The 14,838-nt window shown below is 45.6% G+C and carries 29 protein-coding genes and 1 pseudogene; 26 read left to right on the forward strand and 4 right to left on the reverse strand.

The features are described 5' to 3' along the window. Positions 1-2: 2 nt before the first annotated feature. The 13 genes from OGW16_RS16020 to OGW16_RS16080 all read left to right on the forward strand — a co-directional run bounded on the left by OGW16_RS16020 (position 3) and on the right by OGW16_RS16080 (position 6,795). The gene (locus OGW16_RS16020) at positions 3-245 is read left to right on the forward strand and encodes a DUF4222 domain-containing protein (RefSeq protein WP_080625020.1); all 243 of its coding nucleotides are present in this window, start codon (positions 3-5) and stop codon (positions 243-245) included. Continuing rightward, positions 242-1,249, forward strand: coding sequence for a phage replication protein O (locus OGW16_RS16025; protein WP_080625021.1), 1,008 nt, complete (start codon positions 242-244; stop codon positions 1,247-1,249). Before OGW16_RS16020 ends, OGW16_RS16025 begins: the two co-directional genes overlap by 4 nt. Positions 1,250-1,270: 21 nt before the next feature. Next, positions 1,271-1,933, forward strand: a complete 663-nt coding sequence (locus tag OGW16_RS16030) for a DUF1627 domain-containing protein (protein ID WP_080625022.1) — start codon at positions 1,271-1,273, stop codon at positions 1,931-1,933. Beyond that, positions 1,930-2,145, forward strand: a complete 216-nt coding sequence (locus OGW16_RS16035; RefSeq protein ID WP_080625023.1) for a hypothetical protein — start codon at positions 1,930-1,932, stop codon at positions 2,143-2,145. Before OGW16_RS16030 ends, OGW16_RS16035 begins: the two co-directional genes overlap by 4 nt. A 245-nt stretch (positions 2,146-2,390) precedes the next feature. After that, positions 2,391-2,684, forward strand: a complete 294-nt coding sequence (locus OGW16_RS16040) for a hypothetical protein (RefSeq protein WP_080625024.1) — start codon at positions 2,391-2,393, stop codon at positions 2,682-2,684. Continuing rightward, entirely contained in the window at positions 2,685-3,020 is a 336-nt protein-coding gene (locus tag OGW16_RS16045; RefSeq protein ID WP_080625025.1) for an uS2 family ribosomal protein, read from the forward strand. Further along, the gene (locus OGW16_RS16050) at positions 3,013-3,546 is read left to right on the forward strand and encodes a hypothetical protein (protein WP_286518618.1); all 534 of its coding nucleotides are present in this window, start codon (positions 3,013-3,015) and stop codon (positions 3,544-3,546) included. The genes OGW16_RS16045 and OGW16_RS16050 overlap by 8 nt, the downstream gene beginning before the upstream one ends. A gap of 429 nt (positions 3,547-3,975) precedes the next feature. Continuing rightward, positions 3,976-4,341, forward strand: coding sequence for a hypothetical protein (locus tag OGW16_RS16055; protein WP_080625027.1), 366 nt, complete (start codon positions 3,976-3,978; stop codon positions 4,339-4,341). Between the two features lie 275 nt (positions 4,342-4,616). Continuing rightward, positions 4,617-4,853, forward strand: a complete 237-nt coding sequence (locus OGW16_RS16060; RefSeq protein WP_080625028.1) for a DinI-like family protein — start codon at positions 4,617-4,619, stop codon at positions 4,851-4,853. Positions 4,854-4,985: 132 nt separating this feature from the next. After that, the gene (locus OGW16_RS16065; RefSeq protein WP_080625029.1) at positions 4,986-5,165 is read left to right on the forward strand and encodes a hypothetical protein; all 180 of its coding nucleotides are present in this window, start codon (positions 4,986-4,988) and stop codon (positions 5,163-5,165) included. Between the two features lie 148 nt (positions 5,166-5,313). Beyond that, positions 5,314-5,622 (forward strand): Ref family recombination enhancement nuclease, encoded by a 309-nt coding sequence (locus OGW16_RS16070; RefSeq protein ID WP_080625030.1) that lies wholly within the window; start codon positions 5,314-5,316, stop codon positions 5,620-5,622. Then, a complete protein-coding gene (locus OGW16_RS16075; protein WP_080625031.1) occupies positions 5,615-5,938 on the forward strand; it encodes a RusA family crossover junction endodeoxyribonuclease in 324 nt (107 codons plus the stop codon). The genes OGW16_RS16070 and OGW16_RS16075 overlap by 8 nt, the downstream gene beginning before the upstream one ends. A gap of 41 nt (positions 5,939-5,979) precedes the next feature. Next, a complete protein-coding gene (locus OGW16_RS16080; protein WP_080625032.1) occupies positions 5,980-6,795 on the forward strand; it encodes an antitermination protein in 816 nt (271 codons plus the stop codon). A gap of 315 nt (positions 6,796-7,110) precedes the next feature. Here the strand turns inward: OGW16_RS16080 and OGW16_RS16085 are convergent, their stop codons facing one another. Further along, complete coding sequence (locus OGW16_RS16085) at positions 7,111-7,323, reverse strand: KTSC domain-containing protein (protein WP_080625033.1); 213 nt, start codon at positions 7,321-7,323, stop codon at positions 7,111-7,113. Between the two features lie 535 nt (positions 7,324-7,858). On the opposite strand from OGW16_RS16085, the gene cspE reads away from it, so the two are divergent. Then, positions 7,859-8,071 (forward strand): transcription antiterminator/RNA stability regulator CspE, encoded by a 213-nt coding sequence (cspE, locus tag OGW16_RS16090; protein ID WP_005127641.1) that lies wholly within the window; start codon positions 7,859-7,861, stop codon positions 8,069-8,071. Positions 8,072-8,482: 411 nt separating this feature from the next. Here the strand turns inward: cspE and OGW16_RS16095 are convergent, their stop codons facing one another. Continuing rightward, positions 8,483-8,653, reverse strand: coding sequence for a YnfU family zinc-binding protein (locus tag OGW16_RS16095; RefSeq protein WP_162835200.1), 171 nt, complete (start codon positions 8,651-8,653; stop codon positions 8,483-8,485). A 343-nt stretch (positions 8,654-8,996) separates the two neighbouring features. Between OGW16_RS16095 and OGW16_RS16100 the strand changes: the two genes are divergently transcribed. The 5 genes from OGW16_RS16100 to OGW16_RS16120 all read left to right on the forward strand — a co-directional run bounded on the left by OGW16_RS16100 (position 8,997) and on the right by OGW16_RS16120 (position 10,866). Then, a complete protein-coding gene (locus OGW16_RS16100) occupies positions 8,997-9,185 on the forward strand; it encodes a hypothetical protein (protein WP_080625034.1) in 189 nt (62 codons plus the stop codon). Between the two features lie 152 nt (positions 9,186-9,337). Further along, positions 9,338-9,616: a phage holin gene (locus tag OGW16_RS16105; protein WP_003832349.1), complete on the forward strand. Its 279-nt coding sequence runs from the start codon at positions 9,338-9,340 to the stop codon at positions 9,614-9,616. After that, entirely contained in the window at positions 9,588-10,136 is a 549-nt protein-coding gene (locus tag OGW16_RS16110) for a lysozyme (protein ID WP_080625035.1), read from the forward strand. Before OGW16_RS16105 ends, OGW16_RS16110 begins: the two co-directional genes overlap by 29 nt. After that, positions 10,115-10,639 (forward strand): DUF2514 domain-containing protein, encoded by a 525-nt coding sequence (locus OGW16_RS16115; protein ID WP_181231323.1) that lies wholly within the window; start codon positions 10,115-10,117, stop codon positions 10,637-10,639. The genes OGW16_RS16110 and OGW16_RS16115 overlap by 22 nt, the downstream gene beginning before the upstream one ends. After that, a complete protein-coding gene (locus OGW16_RS16120; RefSeq protein ID WP_286518619.1) occupies positions 10,636-10,866 on the forward strand; it encodes a hypothetical protein in 231 nt (76 codons plus the stop codon). Before OGW16_RS16115 ends, OGW16_RS16120 begins: the two co-directional genes overlap by 4 nt. A 75-nt stretch (positions 10,867-10,941) precedes the next feature. Here the strand turns inward: OGW16_RS16120 and OGW16_RS16125 are convergent, their stop codons facing one another. Next, positions 10,942-11,115 carry a YnfU family zinc-binding protein gene (locus OGW16_RS16125; RefSeq protein WP_218116983.1) on the reverse strand — a complete coding sequence of 58 codons (174 nt, stop codon included), beginning with the start codon at positions 11,113-11,115 and terminating at the stop codon, positions 10,942-10,944. A 135-nt stretch (positions 11,116-11,250) separates the two neighbouring features. Here OGW16_RS16125 and OGW16_RS16130 point away from each other — a divergent pair, with 135 nt between their 5' ends. The 6 genes from OGW16_RS16130 (at position 11,251) to OGW16_RS16155 (ending at position 13,119) form a co-directional block, all read left to right on the forward strand. Then, on the forward strand, positions 11,251-11,421 hold the full coding sequence (locus OGW16_RS16130; protein ID WP_167394263.1) for a hypothetical protein: 171 nt from the start codon (positions 11,251-11,253) through the stop codon (positions 11,419-11,421). Between the two features lie 70 nt (positions 11,422-11,491). Next, positions 11,492-11,647 (forward strand): DUF2514 family protein, encoded by a 156-nt coding sequence (locus tag OGW16_RS16135; RefSeq protein ID WP_080625038.1) that lies wholly within the window; start codon positions 11,492-11,494, stop codon positions 11,645-11,647. 378 nt (positions 11,648-12,025) lie between these two features. After that, complete coding sequence (gene cspG / locus OGW16_RS16140) at positions 12,026-12,238, forward strand: cold shock protein CspG (RefSeq protein ID WP_000066494.1); 213 nt, start codon at positions 12,026-12,028, stop codon at positions 12,236-12,238. 10 nt (positions 12,239-12,248) lie between these two features. Further along, positions 12,249-12,437: a cold shock small protein YmcF gene (ymcF, locus tag OGW16_RS16145; protein WP_057069020.1), complete on the forward strand. Its 189-nt coding sequence runs from the start codon at positions 12,249-12,251 to the stop codon at positions 12,435-12,437. A 73-nt stretch (positions 12,438-12,510) separates the two neighbouring features. After that, positions 12,511-12,741, forward strand: coding sequence for a hypothetical protein (locus OGW16_RS16150; RefSeq protein ID WP_000756041.1), 231 nt, complete (start codon positions 12,511-12,513; stop codon positions 12,739-12,741). Positions 12,742-12,945: 204 nt separating this feature from the next. Further along, the gene (locus tag OGW16_RS16155) at positions 12,946-13,119 is read left to right on the forward strand and encodes a GnsA/GnsB family addiction module toxin (protein ID WP_001100119.1); all 174 of its coding nucleotides are present in this window, start codon (positions 12,946-12,948) and stop codon (positions 13,117-13,119) included. 372 nt (positions 13,120-13,491) lie between these two features. Here OGW16_RS16155 and OGW16_RS16160 read toward each other — a convergent pair. Continuing rightward, positions 13,492-14,030 (reverse strand): annotated as a pseudogene (locus tag OGW16_RS16160) (cytochrome b). A 275-nt stretch (positions 14,031-14,305) separates the two neighbouring features. Between OGW16_RS16160 and OGW16_RS16165 the strand changes: the two are divergent. Then, positions 14,306-14,668 (forward strand): HNH endonuclease, encoded by a 363-nt coding sequence (locus tag OGW16_RS16165; RefSeq protein ID WP_080625039.1) that lies wholly within the window; start codon positions 14,306-14,308, stop codon positions 14,666-14,668. Positions 14,669-14,838: the final 170 nt, after the last annotated feature.

The following is a 14,838-nucleotide window of genomic DNA, read 5'->3' on the forward strand; positions in this document are numbered from 1 at the left end:
TCATGCTTGCCCAGGAATTAGTAGACCGCATGAAAAATGCGATGAAGCACAAAGTACCGGCGGAGACAGTCGATCGCAGCGCTGAACTGATTCCGGGGATGAAATACCGCAACGAACGCGGACGCATGGTGACGGTAATGAGAGTTTCCCATCTTCGGGTTATGTACCGATACGAAGGTTATCAGGACATCTGCGAGACAGGCCGGAGAGAGTTTGAACTCAAGTTCAGGAAGGTGCAGTCATGACAGAGCGCACAGCAGGTTCGGAGTTTTGTGTGAGTAGAATTTTTGAGATTGTCCAGTCGATGTCCGGTCAGGGGAACAGCATCACGATCCCTTGTCCTTACCTGGATTTTTTCGCCGGTGACCGCCAGCAGCATTTACTCGCGGCGATCCTGAATCAACTGGTGTTCTGGTCAGGTAAATCCCACCTCGAAAATGGCTGGTTTTACAAAGAGCATGCGGTAATTGCTGCGGAAGTTCGCGCCTCCAGCGAGGACGTGATCCGCAAGGCAATGAGCAAAATAATCAGCCAGTATTTGCCCGGTGTTATCGAAGAGAAGAAACGCAAGGTAAACGGTACGCCAAAGATGCATTATCGCATCAATGAAGAGGCATTAATTGCCCTGATATTCCCGCCAGCTCTGGATTCGGCTCTTGAGCCGAATGGAAACGGCTCTCAAGCCGAACCCAAACGGCTCTTAAGCCGAATGGAAACGGCTCATAAGCCGAATCCAGGAAACGGCTCTCAAGCCGAATCTATTCTCTATACAGATCTTAAAACAGATAAATACATACAGATCTCTTCTTGTCCGGGAACTGCGTCCCCGGAAGTCGATTTATCCACAGGCGAAGAAAAAAAATCATCTTCTGAACAGCAAAAAGGTAAATGGGGCACACCAGAAGATCACCAGTGCGCTGAGTGGATTTTTTCCCGCATCAAAAAACTCTACGAGAAGGCCGCAGAGACAGACGGCGAACTGTCACGCCCAAAAGACCCTAACTGGAATGCCTGGGCAAACGAAATACGCCTGATGCGCTGTATAGACGGACGTACTCATCGCCAGATTTGCGATTTATTCAAACGCGTGCAGCGTGACCCGTTCTGGTGTCGTAACGTCCTGAGCCCGTCAAAGCTGCGGGAAAAATGGGATGAATTGATTATCCGACTTGGCGGTAGCACGCAACAACGGGATGTTAACGCCATTTCAGTCCCGGACAACACCATCCCTGAAGGTTTCAGGGGCTAAAAAATTAAGCTGGAGAATTTTATGGAAACCATTTTAGACGTACTGAAAGCGATGGAAAAAGCGACGGCCCGCGAAATTGCGGCGCGCATGAAAATTGAGCCTGCGGCGGTGATCGGGATGCTTCGTGAGCATGAAGAACGTAACGAGGTTGATCAGGCTAACGGGTACTGGAAAGTTGCTACTGGGGAAGTTAAATCACAGCCAAAAGCGATCAGTTTTGTCAGCAAAGCGCCAGCAACTGTATCAGTCAGCGACGTCATCGCAATACTGGCGGAACATGGGCCACAGACATCTCTGGAGCTGGCAACACTGGCAGGTATTGAGTCAAAACGTGTGGCACCAATGCTGACTCACCACATGACAAAAGGGCGGATCCTCCGCGAAAAAGTTGGCAGCAAGTTTGTTTATTCGGTGCCGGCCACTGCGCCAGTGAAAAACAAAAGCTCTGCACCACGGGAACCGGAGACATCAACTCCACCAGTACCAGAAAAATCTGTCACTGAAATTGTTGAGGAAATCCCCGCTTTCGTCAGCCGTCCTGATGATCTGCTGATCCCTACGGTACGCGGTATCTCAAGTGAAATTCGCCGCACAAAAGCGAAGCTGGCCAACCTGGAAAAACTTCGTGATGCCGTTCGCAGCATCCGCAAGCATGGCGCGCTGGTGCAGGAGCTGGCGCAATGAAACAGTCTGAACTCCCAAAATGCCCGACCTGTGGCGCTACAGTTGAATATTTCGCGAAAGTGGGGCGCTGGTCTGGTACTGCCGAAATTCGTTGTGTTGGCCACCACCGAATTGGTGCTCATTTTTCCGCTGGCGATAAGCGTGGTGTCAGAGAACGCCTGATCGCGCAGTGGATAGAGTTAGCTGAAAAAGTTAATCAGGAGGGGGAGTGAGCATGGCTAACCAACGAGCTGAGTGGGCTATTACTCTGCACACTGAGTGTCCTGAGTGTGGGGAGTATTTCGACATCATTCACCACCAGGACGACTTCTGAGTTGATTCCAACTTCGACGCTTGCGAACAGGACACCCCAGCTACTACTGACGTCGAAGTTGAATGCCCTGAATGCAAACACAAATTCGAATGTGATTTTGTTTACTAGCAGCTAACGGAGCGCCCCATAAGGGGCGGTAACAGAATGAATACAGAAGAAGTAAAAGAACGCATCGCCGAAGGTAACGAAGATGCCTATAGCTTGCTTTCTGGCAAGGTTCCTACGGCATATCGCCGCTTTCACCGTCTGGAGGCTGCACTTGCAAAACTGCTTGAAGAAGTACGCGAAAGTTACCCGGATGCAGAGTATTACACGACTGGTGGCGATGGGTTCGCGCTATTGCTGGGAGAGTCACATAGCGGGCGCGGTGAAACACCAAATAATGAATTAATGGCACTATCGGCGGCAAAGTTGACCGTTCAGGGCGGGGACTGGTAAATGACCAATAACAAACTAACAGACGGCGTTATTGACGTCTGGTTCAATGCAGCTAAGGCCGCAATTCTTCACCCTGCAACCCCGAGAAGTGAGCACTCTCACGCGTTTGCAGCGTACATGTTAGCGCAAGAGGTGAAGAAGTTACGCGGCGAGCTACAGGAGCGCCGTAAATTCGATCAGGCAAAACTAATCAATAAATTCTATGAACGGTATCCGTTAGATACGTTCAAGAGCGATAGCGAACGCGCGGAGGCGTTGGGCTATTACATGGCTGGCGCTGAATTGCAGCGTTGCGGGGAATTTTTCGTTTATGAGGATGCCAACTGTGATGAATAATAAACTAGCAGATGAGCGCGTGAATCATTATGCGGAGAATGGATTTGACTGCGGCTATAACCGTCGAGATATCCAGGCAATGGCCGTAGAGCTACAGGAACTACGCCGTAACTATCTGGCGTTACGTGGTGAGATTGAGGACGTGCGGTCACAGCTGTACGAGGCAGAGAATCAGGCTAACGAGTACGCCAGCGAGCTACAGGAACGCCGCAAGGCTGATAGCACTGTGTTTATGTACGGAATTGTTACTCCTGATGGCGATGCCTATATGGAGGAGTTTTGTGTATCGAACGACTTGGGCCTAATGGAAGATGAGGCATCGGCGCTGAATGATACCTTCGATACGGATGGTTATCGCGCCGTGGCGCTTTACACCGCCTCGCCAGCGCCAACAGCACCGTTAGTGCCAGAACCAGCCACGGTCGAAACAACATACCCTGACGTGCAGACAAACTGGCAGGACGCCAAAATGTACGCGGAGGGCTGGAATGCCTGTCGTACAGCCATGCTCGCGACTGCGCAGTAACGTTCCTTGATGGTATTGGTGTGACTAAATTCACAGTTAGGATGTGACATTGTTAATAATCAGCATTAATTGCCGCTTTAAGCAATTATGTCTGGTTATTTAAGTGGTGTTTTTATGGTTTCTTCAATAAATGGATCTGGATACGGCAATTTCTACAGCACTAATGACAATCCGTACTCAAAACCAACGGTTTCATCGTGTTCATCAGGCCAGATCTGCCCACAGACTGGCTTGTGGAAAAATGAGTCATACAAGGTTGTGACCAGTGTAGATAAGGGCGAGGCTATGCCTCAGTATCAGGGGCGTGATGTTGAGTGGGAGTTAGAACGAACCAATGCTAACGAGAGTGGAAAGAAGTCGTAGTGGTAATGGTTTGAGTGTGAATACATTCGGATTATACGGTCTTTACATTGGGAGGGTGAAGGTTTCATGCCGATTAACGACATAGCCGTACTGATTTTTTCTTTTGTAGCCTTAAGCGTATTCGTTTTTTGCGCTGCTAATATCGTTGTTCAGTTAAAAATCCATGACCTAAAGCGTCTGCTGCAGGATGACTACGAGAAAGCCCGCCGGAATCTCGTCAAAGAGTGGGAAGAGACTGGCGGAAAAATGACCAATGAAATATCCACCCTGAAAATCGAAATGAAATCCCTCAGGAACCAGTTGGCAAAACTAAACAACCCCGCAGAAAAAGACCTCAGTAGTGTTGATGTACTGGGGAAGAAAAGACAGCCAGAAGATGCGTCTCAGGTAAGCTTTGTAGATTCGCTCGCTAAAAATGACAGGCTGCACTGATTTAACCTACGAAGTTGAGTAAGAGAGCAAGACGGGAGCGATCCCCGCCACTCGTTTAGGTTGGTATCCTCAACGCACCCGCACTTCTAACCCGCTTCGGCGGGTTTTTTCTTTCCTACACAGTTTTTCCACTCCGATTAAGTAAATTCCGAATGCTCGGAAAAACTTAGCGTATACAACGGCATGGCTTTGGCGAAAAGTGCTATTAACCTCTTGAATATGAGGTTCAATGGGTATACTGTATAAATGTACAGCATGTCGAGACGGAGGGAATCATGAAGGTTGAAATTACAATTGATCGCACTAAGGAGCTTCCGAAAGGAGCTGTGCCAGCGCTTGAAAAGGAACTTTTGCGTCGAATCAGCCAGGACTATTCAGCCTGTAAATTAACGATACGTCGAACCGGTTCTGATGGATTAAGTGTCATCGGAGGCGATAAGAGCGATAAAAAACGTATTGAAGAAATCCTGCAGGAAACGTGGGAAAGTGCGGATGAATGGTTTTTTAACTGATCACCCCTCGAAGGCAGCCTTGGCCGCCATTTGTTACGCTTGATTGCTAAATTTCTCGTTGCACGCCGCGCTGCTGCTAAGAAGCAATTTCCGTTGGCTTAACGGTGTGGATATCACCGCAAGGGGCGTCTCATGCAAATTCCGGATGATTTAATTCCCGGACTGCCGGAGCATACTGGCCCGGTTCTGATTTATATCGTAAAGGGCAGGGTAGAAAGGGGATTCGCGCTGCGTAAAGATGAATTTGTTACGTCGTTGCGGGCACTGGATGAAGCAAGAAAGAAAGCTGGTCTTCCTGTTTCAGATGCCTGATATGTTGGGTTATACTCAAACACGGGTCTGAACAGCCCACTGAGTCACACTGCGCCAACCGGAAAATAGCGATGGCGTATAAAACTGAAATATCCCAATCACACCGTTTCTCCGTGAGCGGTATCTTTGTTCGTGCTGGTGGTTCAGCATGAGTAGATCAAAAAATAAATCTGAAAAACTCCACCTTTCCCGCGTAGCCGGGCTGGGCTGTATTGTCTGCAAAAACCTGAAACTGGGTGAAACCCCAGCAGAGATACATCACATCCGAACTGGTCAGGGAATTGGCCAGCGCGCTGACTATTTCAAAGTTATTCCTCTTTGCCCAATCCATCACCGCCAGGGCGGACACGGCGTAGCCCTTCATGCTGGCCGCCAGTTATGGGAAGACAGTTACGGTACCGAAACAGAGTTGTTGGTGCAGGTTCTCTATGAACTGGGGGAATCGACTCATGCCTGAATATAAAATCACGCCTGTCGGCAAGCCCAGAATGACGCGCGCTGACACATGGAAAAATCGCCCCGAGGTTCTGCGTTACCGTGCTTTCTGTGATGAGGTTCGTCTGAAGCGGGTTGAACTGCCGGAAAGCGGTTCGCATGTCACCTTCATTCTTCCGATGCCAGCGAGCTGGAGCAAAAAGAAACAGGCTGAGTTCAACGGTAAACCACACCAGGTAAAACCTGATTTTGACAACATGATAAAAGCCCTGATGGACGCCATTTACGAAAATGATGCTCATATATGGGATGTACGGGCATCAAAAGCATGGGGCTAAACCAGACAGATTTTAATTTAATCAATTGAGAGGGGCGAATAATGAAACTGGAATCTTCGCTTAAACACTTCAGCCCACAGAGTATGCACATCTCAGATAGTGTGAGAGATACTTCTCCCGATCGGATTACCGGGACCGATGTTATGGTAGCCATCGGTACGACCAGCAGCCGCGCGCGGTTCGGTCTGGCGGCGTTCTTTGGTAAGGCGGGTATCAGTAAATCGGATGAACAACTGGCTGTACAGGCGCTGGCGCGCCATGCGATGAAGACAGCACCAAAGAACGTGCGCAAAGCAGCCGGTGGTGAGTTCGAATGGTGCATGCTGATGCTGGCGCAATTTGCCTTTGCTGAATACTCCCGTTCGGCTGCAGCCAGCGTGATGTGTCACAGTTGCAGCGGTAGCGGGAGAACATACCGCACAGTGACCACGCGCAAAGTATCTTACCCGTGGGGTAAAGCGCCGTATTGGGCCAGCCGTTCGCGAGCCGTTCGTCCGTCAGACTGGGAGCAGTGGACAGAGGTTACAGAGATTGTGCCCGCTGTTTGTGACGCTTGCGAAGGGAAGGGAGCTATAAGCGCCCGATGCCGCTGTGGTGGAAAGGGGGAGGTACTCGACCGTAAAGCGACTAAAGAGCGGGGCGCACCGGTTTTCAAAACGTGTGAACGTTGCTCTGGTAATGGATTCTCTGCTATCTCCTCTGCGACGGTACACCGAACCATTCTGAAACGCCTCCCGGATCTCCATCAGTCCTCATGGTCGCGTAACTGGAAACCATTCTATGAAATGCTTGTTGATGTATTGCACAAGGGAGAGCGTCACGCATCATCAGAATTTGAGAAAGTAACCAGTAATTAATACGATCGTAACAGATGCCGACAAGTTTTCGCATGATAGTGTTGACTTTGCATACTTCTGTCCTGTACGATTTGAACCGTGGGGTATAGCGCCTGCACGAAATTAATCATTGAAACCCTGCCTAGGCGGGGTTTTATTTTCTAAGAACTCGAAAATTGTAAGCATTCCCGTATTGCAAAGATTCATTTTAATGAAGGGTATGAAGTTGATGAGAATAGTGTTCTGTGGGATATCAACCTCCTGTGCAAATGGACACCAACAACTGGAAACAATAAAAACGACTTTCAGGATATAAGTAAGAGTAGTTTTCTTGAATCATCCGGTTTTACGACACAAGAATTTACCTTTAATAACGCCATCAAAGAAACGACCTTTAGATTGTACTGTTAGAAAAGAATTATAGATGCTTTTTGGGACACCAACGTACTGGAAGGTTGAAGAGTTAACGAATCCTATCTCGAGGATTTTTTCTAATGGGTAGTAACCAACAAATTTTATTTTCGATGATATCATTTTCTGTCGTTGCATTTTTTCTCCTTTGAAAGTTCTGATTTCCTTTACCTAATAATACACATATATGCAATAAAAGTTGCATAGTTTTGTAAATATTTTTTTAGTTGGATTAAATAATTTCCTTTGTTACCACCAATTCCCTGGACTACGAAAACATAGAACAAAAACCTTGTTACTGGATTTTTTCAGAGTGATTGAAAGTTCTTTATAGGTGTTTGATAAAACTGATGTATTCTGTTTCTGTTCATAAAGGGGACAATCACTCATATGTTATCGAGGTCAAAAAAATCACTGATTATGCTGTCACAGCATCCATTTCTAAGAAGTTCTGAACAATTTAATAAAAATAACTTGCTATTGTTTGTGGGTTGTGTGATTAATGAGTGGTTGTTTTGGTACACAGACCCATTAAAGCGGTTTAGTAAAGCAGTTCTCATCTCAAGCGTTATCCACTGATAATCCTTCCTTTTGAGCCTTCTTATCGTTACTAATTAGATTGTGTGCGAAAACCTTTTCGCCGTAAGGCTACATAGAATTTAAGGAATGATCTGTGTCTAATAAAATGACTGGTTTAGTAAAATGGTTTAATGAGTCTAAAGGTTTTGGCTTTATTACTCCTGATAATGGTAGCAAAGATGTGTTTGTTCACTTCTCTGCCATTCAAAGTGGTGGTTTTAAAACACTTAATGAAGGCCAGAAAGTTGAGTTCAGTATTACTGCTGGTGCAAAAGGGCCTTCAGCCGAAAACGTTGTTGCTGCCTGATTTTTTCTGAACTTAAACTAATATGCGATAACGAAGACGGTTTAGACCTGAGTAGACATACTGACAGAAGTAATGGAAGTATTGTTGGATCAGTAGAGTTAAAATGTTACTGATCCGGCATTAAAGGTAACGGTAAGCATATTTCATCTCAATCTCGAATGAGAAAGTATGCTGACCATTGTCGTTGAGTGTAGGTTCACTGCACGAAAAGTATAACGGTAGAGACTGACTGTTTGCTTTACACGATAAAGTACGCAAGGGGATGGTTTTCCCAGATATCACCATAATTGCTATTCATTGAATATGAAACTACTAAACCCGCAGCCAGCGGGTTTTTTATTATCTGTAGCTTGATCAATCTTAAAATACAGATGTAGTGACTCTGTGCGAGAAACGGTATCTCAAACAGATTCAGGCTGCTTCTTTTTGATTTGTCTGGAATACTTTATTGCAATGAGGGCAGATTAAAAGGGAACCTTTTTGTACTCTTGAAAAACTGTGTTCAGATTGCTGGGTACAGTTTGGGCAGGTGCATTTGACAAGATAGTTACGGCGTGATTTAGAGTCTTTACGTTCTGACATAGGCTTTTCCTTGATGGATGGACTTCAACTTTACCTTAATTTGCCCAGGAAATCTTAATTTTGTGAAAATATGTGGGCTGATAAAAATATCGGTGACTGAATTGATATAGCCATTAGTAAGATAACGCGTATAGATTGATTGTGATGAGTCACTGAGAAGATAGTGTTGAGCGGTGAATAGCACTAGAAAAAGTCTCGTAAAGAACGTGAGTATGAGAATGCCTCTCTCTGAGAAAACTGACAGTGAACTAATGGGACGTCTCACTCTTGGCCGCTGTGTTTTCTTGCACAAACAGCATATGAGCTTTCCTTTACAGTATAATTTTTAGTTATTGGGGGCGATATGAAGGAAGGGTATTACTGGATTCACCATTTAGGTGTTGTACAGGTGGCCTATTACACGAACGACACTGTAGATGACCTGGAGACGGGGAAAGTCGTTACAGGGGTATGGCATCTGAGCAGAGGTGATGATATTTGCCATAACGGTGAGGCAGAGGTGCTAGAAGGGCCACTCACTCCACCAAACTAGACAATCGGACTTACTTTGAGGCTCCCGCATGGTGGCCTTTTTTATTTCAGGCTCACGGGAAGCATCCACTACGTGCTTTGTTAATAAATCCAGCCCGTGAAGCCTGACCTCCTTAATCGTAAAGCGCCATCCGAACTCTCGGAGGTGAGGCTATGACCAGAATGAGCACCATTTACAGCAGACTTTCATATGGAACAGGCACCACGCTGACCGGCTGCGGTGTATCAGCGAAGGCATATGCCGAAACAGCTAAAACAGCAAAAGAGGTGTCCTGGATGTTAGCCGACAGAATTGCAGGGTTAAGCCTGAGCGACTGGGCAATTATTGTCGGTATCGCATGCACTGTAATCACCTGTGCAGTGAACTGGTACTACAGGAAAAAGGAAAGGGAGGACCGGCTTAATGGCAATGTCACCAAAGCTGAAGAATAAACTGAGCGCAGCGGTCGTTGGTTTGATTCTTGCGGGGGCTTCCGCGTCCGTAATTCTCGATCAGTTTCTGGATGAGAAAGAGGGTAACAGCCTGAAAGCATATCGCGACGGCGGCGGAATCTGGACTATTTGCCGTGGCGCCACAATGGTTGATGGTAAGCCAGTAGAGCATGGTATGAAGGTGTCTGCTGAGAAATGCGCCCGGGTGAACGCCATAGAACGCGACAAGGCGCTGGCGTGGGTTGAGCGAAATATCAAGGTACCACTGACCGAACCACAGAAAGCCGGGATCGCGTCCTTCTGCCCATATAACATCGGCCCCGGAAAATGTTTCCCATCTACGTTCTATAAGCGAATTAATGCGGGCGACCGTAGAGGTGCCTGTGAAGCGATCCGCTGGTGGATTAAAGACGGTGGCCGCGACTGTCGTCTGACCAAAGGCCAGAAAAGCGGCTGCTACGGACAGGTTGATCGAAGAGACCAGGAAAGCGCTCTGACATGCTGGGGGATAGGCCAGTGAGTAAAACATTTGCTGTGTTTCTACTGCTGGCTGGTGCGTTTATTGCCGGAAATGTCTGGAGCGACCGGGGCTGGCAAAAGAAATGGGCGGAACGTGATAGTGCTAAGTCTTCGCAGGTTGCGAACGCGCAGACCGCCGCCCGCATGATTGAGCAAGGGCGCATAATTGCCCGTGATGAGGCTGTAAAAGATGCACAAGCGCAAGCCGCTAAATCTGCTGCCACTGCTGCTGGCCTGTCTGCCACTGTTAACCAGCTGCGTACCGAAGCAACAAAGCTTGCCACCCTCCTGGACGCCGCAAAGCATACCGCAAATCTTGCCACTGCCGTCAGAAGCAAAACAGCCGGAGCCGACGCCGCAATGCTCGCCGACATGCTTGGACGCCTTGCAGAAGAAGCTCGATATTATGCTGAACGATCTGACGAACGCTACCGGGCAGGAATGACGTGTGAGCGCATTTACGACTCAGTGAGGCAGTCAAACAACAACAGGGTTAGACGATGAACGCAGAAAACCTAAGTGAAGCGTATTACCTCAATAACGATATAAAAGAACTACAGCGTCAGAAAAGCATACTGGAAAGTGGTGCCGGACTTGGTGTGACAATCCAGTCTACCTATCAGGATAGCGCCTTTCTTGATGCCATACGCCCGCATGCAGTGACTGAACTTGACCGCCGTATTGTGGAGAAGAAAAAATCCCTCTCCACTCTGGGTGTTACACTCTCTTAAATGAGAACAACAATAAAAGGTTATGTCTGCTTTGCCACATTCTGAGAGTATGGGTTTTATTTGGTATTCAATCAGTTACTTTATTGGTTTGCTTTCAGATGGAAGATAGATGTTTCCACAGAAGGGGCAAATTAACGTTATATTGTTTTTTATTCTCGACAGACTGTGCATTGACTGGCGGGAGCAATGAGGACAAGTACTTTTCACATGGCGTAAAGTACGCATCTTGATATCTTTGAGTATCGACATGTTGATTGTCCTGGTGGGCGGTTAACAACCATACACCACATGTTGGCTAATAGCTTCTTTTATAACCGTTACGATGTAATCGTTAGCGATAATCAATCAAGCCTCGCAGTAGCGGGGCTTTTTAACAACTGAGGAATGAGCAATACAGTAGTTCTTACAGCTAAGCAGATTGAAGACCTGGCGGCCTTCGCAAAAGAAGATGGCCAGCCACAATACACCATCACTACCGGAACAATCCCTGAGTTCGAAGCGGATGATGGCAAGGTTATCCCTGAGTACACCGGGCTGATTGCCTATTCCGAGTAGCTAGAGCATAGCGTTCTACAGCTCGATAACTAACGAATCAACAAAACTTTCCATCCGTCATGACACTGCAATGCTCGTAGACATGCCAGGAAGCCTGGCAGAAGAAGCTCGATACAATGCTGAGCGCGCTGATGAAAACTACCGGGCAGGAATGACATGTGAGCGGATTTATGAGTCCGTAAAAATACTAACAATGAATCGTAGAGAAAAAATAATAGATCTATAAATTAAGATGTTGACGGTTTTCGTGGATAAATTTGTATATTTTTACTATGAAAGAAATACGACTCTTCCTTGAGTCAAAATCCCTGACAACTTAGGGTGATAGATAAAGGTCTTACGCAGCATGACATAATTTTCGATTTAAGCTATTTAAATTAATTTTTATGGTCAAAACCCACTGAGATTTACTTACAAAACTAAACCTTGCTATGTTTGGTTAATCATGCGTTAATGAATGTCTGGTTTGTAACGAATTTATCTGAAGCAGTCGCTGTAATAATTTTATTCCTTGTTCCTGTTGAGATTTCCTTGTTAGCTTTTCTCTCTGATAATTTTTTTCGGACCATTCTGCCCAAGGGCTTACTCAATAAAGGTAATGTTTATGTCTAATAAAATGACTGGTTTAGTTAAATGGTTTAATCCTGAAAAAGGTTTTGGTTTTATCACTCCAAAAGATGGCAGTAAAGATGTGTTTGTTCACTTCTCTGCTATCCAGAGTAATGATTTCAAGACGCTGAATGAGAATCAGGAAGTTGAATTTAGTGTTGAACAGGGACCTAAAGGCCCCACGGCAGTTAATGTCGTGGCTGTATAAGGTAACTGTTATTACTAATAATATTCACTTCAGATGTCCGTGTTGCCACGGATCTCAGTACCGAACGTCAAACTTTGATGTTACTGAAAAAAATCCTTTCGGAGCAAAATGTATTTTTTGCAAATCAACAATGATTACATTTGATAATATTGCACTGTACATTCGTTCTGGTCAGTCTTCTTTAGAATTCAGAAAATAAATTTCAGGCTCCTTATGGAGCCTTTTTTGTATGCTGAACCGACAATCTCTGTAAGAGACATCACGGTAAAATTATGAAAAAAGTCATCGTTTTTTTTAATGCAGAACCTGCAGTTGTTGTAACCGTAATGAAAGGTATTACTACGATAATGCGCGAGTTTCCCAATGGGGAAAAAGCACACCTACCCGTGATGTCAGCGGGATTTCCATCTCTGACAGGAGACCATAAAATAGTTTATGTAGCCTCTGATCGTGATGTCAGTTCAGAAGAGATCCTCGAGGCAGCATCGAAGCTTTTGAAATGAGATCTGGTTGTTTCGTGACCGACCCGGATTTTAGTACAGTGGTTTGTGTGGTCGCGAGCTCCTTTACATGAAGATTGTACTGCAAACTATTGATAATTGAGTCTTTCTATTCTATCTTTTAAACATATCAGCGCTTATACAAGTGCTCTACGGGGAATGTAGCATGCTTGGCGTTGATACGTTAGAGATCAAGAGAGGTAAACAATGAACGTCGAAGATTTAAAAAGAAAAACTGAAGCGGATATTTCTGAATTCATCACAAAAAAAATTATTGAACTCAAAAAAAAGACAGGAAAAGAAGTTTCCGATATCCAGTTTAATGCTCGTGAAAAAATGACTGGGCTTGAAAGCTATGATATTAAAATCACATTAATCTAATTGTTATAAGACTCAGTTCGAGTGAAAAAGCATTATCTTGAAAGGTAATGCTTTTTTATTTCTGTCATAAAATTTAGAACGTTGTCAAAGCCTTCACTTCTAACCATAGATTTTCTGCTTACCTTTTAACGGGTCCTCCTTGACGATTCTGACCATCGAGGGGCAGCAGCGGCGCGGGATTTGGAGCATTTTTGATTCTTCACGCAACCATTTCAGCATTTGATGCTGATGACGGAACACTATCCCCGAATACACTGGGTTGGTTGCATTCTCTGATTCAAAAGAACACGGTGTGCTTCAACTTGACTGAGCAGGCATTACAGCAGACATTCACTGAGTGCCTGCTGTAATGTTAAACATTAAAATTTGTATTTATTTCTTATCGTTACAATCAGGGATCATCCTCAAAAGAGTGTTATCTTTCTGGACGTAGTGATGGAATAACGCTGCACCAGCATGCGCTGCGATTAAAAAATATCCGATGTTTGCCAGTGTTTCGTGAGTATCTTTGATAAGTGATTTTGTTTCCCCGTCAGGAGTAACGAACGATGCAACGTTAAAACCTAAGAAACTCCAGTCCTTTCCACCGTAAGCCATAATTGCAATACCTAATAATGGTAGAGCCAAAAAAGAAATGTACAGCAGGATATGCATTATTTTAGCAGCCATCATCTGCCAGGCTGGTGGGGGGGAGTGATAGCTGGATCATGATACTTTTGTTTAATAATTAATCGCATTATCATTAAAAACCAGACAAACACCCCAACATTGTAATGTGTTTCTTTCATGAGAAGGTAGGTGTTGCTGCCTTTGGGAAACCAGCCACGAAGCTCCATAGCTGCATAGGTTATCGCTATTAATATCAGGGTTAGCCAGTGTAAGCGAATCTGAAGTTTTGAGAATTTGACCATTATTCTTGCCTCAAACGGTGTGTTACATCGACCATAAATCATGAAGCTTAACAAATCCTTATTTTTGTTGAGAGATTAAGGATTTGTTATTCCAGCGATCTTACTAGAATATTTTGATAATAATTATTATTTTTATTTCTTTCTGATAATCCGTGATGTCACGGGGCAAGAACCGCGCAGATTCTCGCTATTTATGAGAACTTTTAATCAGCTACTGGTTCATTTTTACTTTCCGCCTATTACACAATTTGTATCCAACAAACAGGACTATGCCGATGCCAGCACGTGCTAAACGCCCATGCCGACACAAAGGGTGTGCGGCAATCACCAATGATGTCAGCGGATATTGTGACCAACACCGACAGCAGCATGCTGGTGACGGCTGGCGGAGTTATCAGTCAGGAAAGAGCAGGCAAGAACGTGGATACGGGCGACTCTGGGAAATTAAACGAGCGCGTATCCTTCAGCGTGATAAATACCTGTGTCAGAACCATCGCCGACAGAGGATAGCGAAGAAAGCGGCAAGCGTTGACCACATCATCCCAAAAGCTCATGGCGGTACTGATGACGATTCCAATCTTGAGTCGTTGTGCTGGGAATGCCACAGAGCGAAGACGGCAAGAGAGCGTATCCGATGAGTTATACCTATTGCACGTACTGCGGTTCACGGCTTCATACATACGCGAACTGTCCCAAAACATGGGGTGGTTCATCCCGCCGCGCCAACCTGCGCTGCAGCTATTGTGGGCAGTCAGGGCATAACTCTAATGCCTGTCCGCACAATGCGAGCAGCGCTTGTCGGTGCAAC

This window comes from Citrobacter sp. Ce104, assembly GCF_030334595.1.
In the GTDB taxonomy this organism is placed as follows: Bacteria; Pseudomonadota; Gammaproteobacteria; order Enterobacterales; family Enterobacteriaceae; genus Citrobacter; species Citrobacter europaeus.